This is a genomic window from Teichococcus rhizosphaerae, from assembly GCF_002631185.1.
GTDB lineage: Bacteria > Pseudomonadota > Alphaproteobacteria > Acetobacterales > Acetobacteraceae > Pseudoroseomonas > Pseudoroseomonas rhizosphaerae.
In genome coordinates, this window is record NZ_PDNU01000094.1 from 1 (window position 1) to 4,801 (window position 4,801).

The 4,801-nt window shown below is 64.5% G+C and carries 4 protein-coding genes and 3 pseudogenes; 4 read left to right on the forward strand and 3 right to left on the reverse strand.

Features of this window, described 5'->3' with window-relative positions; genetic code table 11:
• On the forward strand, positions 1 to 1,438 hold a 1,438-nt coding region (locus tag CR162_RS21565), incomplete at its 5' end, for an SAVED domain-containing protein (protein WP_099097524.1).
• A gap of 13 nt (positions 1,439 to 1,451) precedes the next feature.
• Here CR162_RS21565 and CR162_RS21570 read toward each other — a convergent pair.
• Positions 1,452 to 1,673 (reverse strand): annotated as a pseudogene (locus CR162_RS21570) (IS701 family transposase); the annotation flags it as partial.
• 324 nt (positions 1,674 to 1,997) lie between these two features.
• On the opposite strand from CR162_RS21570, the gene CR162_RS21575 reads away from it, so the two are divergent.
• Both CR162_RS21575 and CR162_RS21580 read left to right on the forward strand, forming a co-directional pair.
• Positions 1,998 to 2,204: a CopG family ribbon-helix-helix protein gene (locus tag CR162_RS21575; protein WP_218014959.1), complete on the forward strand. Its 207-nt coding sequence runs from the start codon at positions 1,998 to 2,000 to the stop codon at positions 2,202 to 2,204.
• A complete protein-coding gene (locus CR162_RS21580; protein ID WP_099097525.1) occupies positions 2,201 to 2,500 on the forward strand; it encodes a type II toxin-antitoxin system RelE/ParE family toxin in 300 nt (99 codons plus the stop codon). Before CR162_RS21575 ends, CR162_RS21580 begins: the two co-directional genes overlap by 4 nt.
• 103 nt (positions 2,501 to 2,603) lie before the next feature.
• On the opposite strand, the pseudogene CR162_RS21585 reads toward CR162_RS21580, so the two are convergent.
• Positions 2,604 to 3,194: pseudogene (locus CR162_RS21585) on the reverse strand (Tn3 family transposase); the annotation flags it as partial.
• On the opposite strand from CR162_RS21585, the gene CR162_RS21590 reads away from it, so the two are divergent.
• A complete protein-coding gene (locus CR162_RS21590; RefSeq protein WP_099097526.1) occupies positions 3,094 to 3,513 on the forward strand; it encodes a hypothetical protein in 420 nt (139 codons plus the stop codon). The pseudogene CR162_RS21585 and the gene CR162_RS21590 overlap by 101 nt on opposite strands.
• A 986-nt stretch (positions 3,514 to 4,499) precedes the next feature.
• Here the strand turns inward: CR162_RS21590 and CR162_RS23175 are convergent.
• Positions 4,500 to 4,801 (reverse strand): annotated as a pseudogene (locus tag CR162_RS23175) (hypothetical protein); the annotation flags it as partial.

Here is a 4,801-nt window from a genome sequence, read left to right on the forward strand (position 1 = left end):
CCTTCGCGTAGGCTTCGAGATGGGGCCTAAGAGCTTTGACGACATCTGGATCGAGTACGATCCTGCCCGTAGCGCAGCTGACCAGTACGGCGAGCCACTACGCCGCGAACACATTCAGTGTAAATGGCATGTCAGTCCCGATAGCTACGGCTACGCTCATCTCATCGATCCGGAGTTTGTCAACGCCAACGCTCGCTCGCTGCTGCAGCGAGCCCGAGAGGCCCAGCTGAACTATGCGCCGACCGGTGACGGAGTTCGCTTCAAGCTGCTGACCAACTGGTCGCTCGACCGCGCCGATCCTCTTCGTGAGATGATCGGCAACCGATCGGGGGCAATGCGCCTCAATAGGCTGTACGGCTCGAGTACCGACAACAGCCGGGCTGGTGCGGTTCGGAAAGCTTGGCGCGATCATCTGGCCATTGATGAGAATGAGCTTCGGCTCCTCGCACGAACTCTAGCTTTTGGCCAAGCCACAGATACACTCGATGGGCTCCGGGAGTATCTTGATGCCGTTTTTGGCTTGGTCGGATTACGCCGCATTCCAGCTAACGAGAGTGCTTTTCCCTATGACGACGCGATATTCCAGTGGATGGCGCAGGGCCGCCTAGAATTTGACCGTTCGACCTTCCCGGCAATCTGCCGCCGTGAGGGACTGATCGGACAGGCTGAGGGCCAGTCTCGCATCTACGGCATCAAATCGTTCGAGCATCCGATCGACCGGCTCGAAGAGCGCTGCTTCAGGGTCCTTGACCTCATCCCTGCTTTCGACGAGCGCTACATTCGCAGCGACACCGACTGGCAGCTTACGCTCTATCCTGCGCTTCGCGCCTTCTTGCTGGGCGCCGCAAAGGATCATTCGCACCTGCGGCTTGTCCTCGACGCGCATGTTACCCTCGCATTTGCGGCGGGCTCGATTTTGAACATCAAATCTGGCCGTCAGGTCCAGTTCGAACAACGCACGCTCGGCCGGCGCATCTGGGCCGCTGACGACATGCAGCCGGACCCGAGTTGGCCGACTCTTGGCGTCGAGGAAAAGGAGATGGTGTCAGGCGGACAGGAGGTTGCGGTTGTCATTGGATTGACCCATCAGATCGCTGATGAGGTTGAACGCTACGTCGAGCGCAACCTGCCCAGCGTCGGCAAGCTGTTGCTGTTCAATCTAAGCGGCGGAGCTGGCAGCACCTCTGTTGTCTGCGGTCGTCACGCCGACACACTGGCTGCTGCAATCTCGGCTCAAGTTCGGGCTGCCGGTGCGCGTCTAGCAGGAACAATCCACCTCTTTATCACAGCGCCAAATGCCTTCACGTTCTTTTTGGGGCAGCGTCAGGCTGCGATGGGTCGCATTCGACTGTATGAGTATGACTTTGAAGGGGCACGGGATCGCTCCTACTCTCCAGCTCTCACGTTGCCTGTCACGGATGGGTCGACATCAGGTTAGAAGCGATTCAATGCTGCCGCCAGGGTCCGGGATCACCCGCCACCTCGGCCCGCATCCAGCCTGTCTTGCGGCGCTCAGGCCCCAGCAGGCCGTCCAGGAACAACCCCGCCGACGCCGCCACCCTTGCTTGGGTGAACAGCGGTCGTATCCGCGCCTTGACCTCACGCAGCGACGACGCCCAGAGCTCCAGCATCGTCTCGATCGAAGCGCCCGCCATCCATGATCTCCGAACCATGGTTCCCCATGAATTCAGAGGTCATCAGAAAACGCAACTGTAATGCTAACCTGACACCAAGCCTACCACCGTGCTCGCTCCGTTAACCCCGCTCGCCATGCTCGCCCTACGGGTTGCGCGTGGCTCCACGCCGCTATCGCGGCTGGCCTACGGCCAGGGGTTTGACTTCCGCTTGCGCGCCGGTCTGCGGATCGCAGGCCGGCTCCAGAGGGATGGCAGGGCAGGGGGCGTGATCGTTGCGAACCACGCTGTAATACAATAGAATACGAAGAGCTGAAGGGGGACGTTATGGCCGGTATGGCACGCGAGGCGATCACCGTACGGATGGATGCAGAGAAGCGGGCGGCGCTCGATGCGTTGGCGCGCGCCACCGACCGCGACCGCAGCTATCTCATCAACGAGGCCGTGGACGCCTATCTGGCCGTGCATCGCTGGCAGATCGCCCACATCGAGGAAGGCCTGCGCCAGGCCGAGGCGGGCGAGTTCGCCACCGGTGAGGAAGTCACCGCCGCCTACGCGCGCTGGCGGTGATCGTCCGCTACACCCGCCAAGCCCTCGCCGATCTCGACGCCGCGCGGGACTACATCGCCCTGGACAACCCCAGGGCCGCCGCTGCCCTGGCGGCGCGACTCCGTGAAGCCATCGACGGCCTGAGACAATTCCCCGAGCGCGGGCGCGCGGGCCGGGTGCCCGGCACGCGCGAGCTGGTGGTGCCGAGCACGCCGTTCGTCGTGCCGTACCGTGTCGCCGGTCGGGAAATCCACGTGCTCGCCGTGCTGCACGGCGCGCGCGCCTGGCCGCCGGAGGAAGACGAGTCGGGCCGCTAGTCCTCGCAGCAACGACCTGGCGGCGGGGGAGGGGGTTCCCTCTTGGGGTCCCGCCATAGAACGGGCAGAATAGCACGGTTGGCGGCACGGACCGGGAACATGGTCAGGCTGCAGCCAGGGTGGAAGGCGCAACCGAGGTGCTACGTAGCGGCCTGAAGGCGTCCGGACCGAGGCCGGCGTCTGCGCTCCAGAGATAGTCGCCGGTGAGATTGATGTGCTGCCAGCCGAGCGGGGCGACATGGGCGAGCAGCGCCTCCGGCACCACCTCGCCGCGGCGGCGCAGTTCCTCCAGCGCCCGGTCGAGATAGACGCTGTTCCACAGGGCGATGGCGGCGGTGACCAGAGCCAGCCCGCTGGCACGGTGCTGCTGCGCCTCCGTTCCGCGGTCGCGCAGGCGCCCCAGCCGGTGGAAACAGACGGCGCGGGCGAGCGCATTGCGCGCCTCCCCCTTGTTCAGCTCCGTGGTCGCCTGCCGCCGGAGCTGTGGCATCTGCAGCAAGTCCAAGGTGTGCAGCGTCCGCGCGATGCGGCCGACCTCTCGCAACGCCAGGGCCAGCCCATTCTGCCGCGGATAGGCGCCGAGGCGCTTGAGCATGAGGGAGGCGCTGACCACGCCGGTGCGGACCCAGGCCGCCAGCCGCAGCAGGTCGTACCAATACGCCGCGATGAGCCTCTCGTCCGGGCGGCCGGCGATGTTCCGGCGCCAGGGCAGTCCGGAGGATTTCGTCCTCTATCTGCCGATCTCGCACACGCCGCCCTCCGACGAGGAGGAGGGCATCGAGCTGCCGGACAGCGTGAAGGCAAAGGCAGGACTGGACAGCGCGCCCCAGTGGGTCCGGGTGTCCGAGTGCAACATCGACACGTGGCCCGCCGACCTGCGGCAGTTGCCGCAACAGCCGGGGCGGTTCCACTACGGCCACCTGCCGCCGAGCATGTTCAAGATCATCCGGGGTAGGTTCGTGGAGCGGTACAACGACAGGCGCACAAAGCTCGTGAACCGCGGCGGTTCCTGATTGGATTCTCGGCCTGGCGGCCTTGGCCAGCCTGGCCGGGAGTCCCTGCGCGACGCCGTAATCAGGGATCAGAAAGTTAAGTGCCCTCCGCGCACGCGAGCCGGCGCTGGCGGATCTGCAGGCGACCGCACGGGCTTGAGAGGCATTTCGGCCGGGCGGCTGCATGGCGCACAGGGCCGCCTGGGCAGTGGGACTGGAGCAGAGGTCTACGTCGCCGTAGCAACTCCGAGGGGGTACCCCGGTGTGATCCTTTCACCACCTCTGCGGATCGTCTCAGCAATTGTTCTTTTGCCGCAGATTGATCCAAGTGTGCAAGAGAGCTTCTCAACTTCTGGTTGAATTCTTTGCGAGCCCCGGCGGCGACGCGGGCTGCAGTTCTGGCTTCGATGCTCAGTGCACAGGCCAGCGGGAATGCTTCGCGTGTCGGAGCCGATTTCGCTGGTGATGGACTACATGATTGAGCCGAAATCATCCGGCGGCAGGGCGGGTCTGGACCTGCTCGACAGGCGCCGCAAGAAGGCCAGGAAGTGGGCCAAGGACGCGGGCGCCTTTACAGTTCACACCACCACGCCAACGGCCCAACCCAAAACTGCCGTTCCCTGTTCGCCCCGGGCCGGAGGCCGGTCGAATCTTGAAGACGTTCCCCGTCCTGACCCCATCAAGGGGCCAACGTGCGCAGCGGAGCGCAAGAGGGCTTCACAGGGACCCACCTGCACGGAGCGAGCGCAGGAAGGTGGGTGGAAGCCGTCTTGCGCGGAGTGAGCACGATGACTCACTTGCGGAGTGGGCGAGGGCCTATGTTACTGCGGCTTGTATGCAGGGGCCGGGCTAGCAGCCATCTCGGCCTTTTCCAACGGTGATGCCTGTGGTCCAGGACGCCATGGCCGGATATGGAGAACATCCATATCCGGCATGGTCGCTGGATTCTCAGCGAACCCATTCCCCCCAGCAGCGGCTTGCCGGCTGAAGATGTCTCACGATCGCCCTCAGACGAAGACGTAGTCGCCCGGCTGCAGGGCGGTCACGTTCTCGACCGTCAGGTAGGTGACGGACTCATCGGCGGCGGTGACGAACCAGACATCCCCATCGTGCCCGAGGGTCGCCCCGGCCCCGAAGCCCTTGAACTGGATCACGTCGCCGCCCGAGGCCATGGCGCCCTCGAAGTCGGTGATGAAATCGTGCCCCAACCCCTTCTCGATGACGAAGGTGTCGTTGCCCCGCCCGCCGGTCAGGATGTCGTTGCCGCCCTTGCCATTGATGACATTCGCCGCGTCGTTGCCGATCAGGC

Bases quoted from the DNA above. Each gene is read 5' to 3' on its own strand.
- CR162_RS21575 (WP_218014959.1), top strand. From the start codon at position 1,998: ATGGATGCAGAGAAGCGGGCGGCGCTCGATGCGTTGGCGCGCGCCACC.
- CR162_RS21590 (WP_099097526.1), top strand. From the start codon at position 3,094: ATGAGGGAGGCGCTGACCACGCCGGTGCGGACCCAGGCCGCCAGCCGC.